This window comes from Rahnella sp. P4_A8, assembly GCF_056402435.1.
The window spans coordinates 1-907 of record NZ_JBFUHK010000290.1; the positions used below are offsets into that span (position 1 = coordinate 1).

The following is a 907-nucleotide window of genomic DNA, read 5'->3' on the forward strand; positions in this document are numbered from 1 at the left end:
TGGACCTTGGGACTTATCGTGGTTTGCGTCATCGTCGTGGTCTTCCAGTACGCGGTCAGCGTACCAAGACTAACGCACGTACCCGTAAGGGTCCGCGTAAACCGATCAAGAAATAATCGGGGTGATTGAATAAATGGCAAAGGCACCTGTTCGTACACGTAAACGTGTAAGAAAACAAGTCTCTGACGGCGTGGCTCATATCCATGCTTCTTTCAACAACACCATTGTTACCATTACCGATCGTCAGGGTAATGCTTTGGGTTGGGCAACAGCTGGTGGTTCCGGTTTCCGTGGTTCTCGTAAATCCACTCCGTTCGCAGCTCAGGTTGCAGCAGAGCGCTGCGCTGACGCAGTGAAAGAATACGGTATCAAGAATCTGGAAGTTATGGTTAAAGGACCTGGTCCTGGTCGTGAGTCTACTATCCGCGCATTAAACGCGGCTGGTTTCCGCATCACTAATATTACTGATGTGACTCCTATCCCTCATAACGGTTGTCGTCCGCCGAAAAAGCGTCGCGTATAACGCTGCTTTTAGGTTTGTTGGAGAGAGAAAATGGCAAGATATTTGGGTCCTAAGCTCAAGCTTAGCCGTCGTGAGGGCACAGATTTATTCCTTAAATCTGGCGTTCGCGCGATCGATACCAAGTGTAAAATCGAACAAGCTCCTGGTCAGCATGGTGCGCGTAAGCCGCGTCTGTCTGACTACGGTGTACAGTTACGTGAAAAGCAAAAAGTTCGCCGTACTTACGGTGTTCTGGAGCGTCAGTTCCGTAACTATTATAAAGAAGCAGCACGCCTGAAAGGCAACACTGGTGAAAACCTGTTGCAACTGCTTGAAGGTCGTTTGGACAACGTCATTTATCGTATGGGCTTCGGCGCTACTCGTGCGGAATCCCGCCAGTTAGTT

At 49.4% G+C, this 907-nt stretch carries 3 protein-coding genes; all 3 read left to right on the forward strand.

Annotated elements, in window-relative coordinates:
• On the forward strand, window positions 1-116 hold a 116-nt coding region (gene rpsM / locus AC1DUO_RS25495), incomplete at its 5' end, for a 30S ribosomal protein S13 (protein WP_477989480.1).
• Between the two features lie 17 nt (window positions 117-133).
• On the forward strand, window positions 134-523 hold the full coding sequence (gene rpsK / locus AC1DUO_RS25500) for a 30S ribosomal protein S11 (RefSeq protein WP_004929731.1): 390 nt from the start codon (window positions 134-136) through the stop codon (window positions 521-523).
• A gap of 30 nt (window positions 524-553) precedes the next feature.
• The coding region (gene rpsD, locus AC1DUO_RS25505; RefSeq protein WP_477989479.1) for a 30S ribosomal protein S4 at window positions 554-907 on the forward strand (354 nt) is incomplete at its 3' end.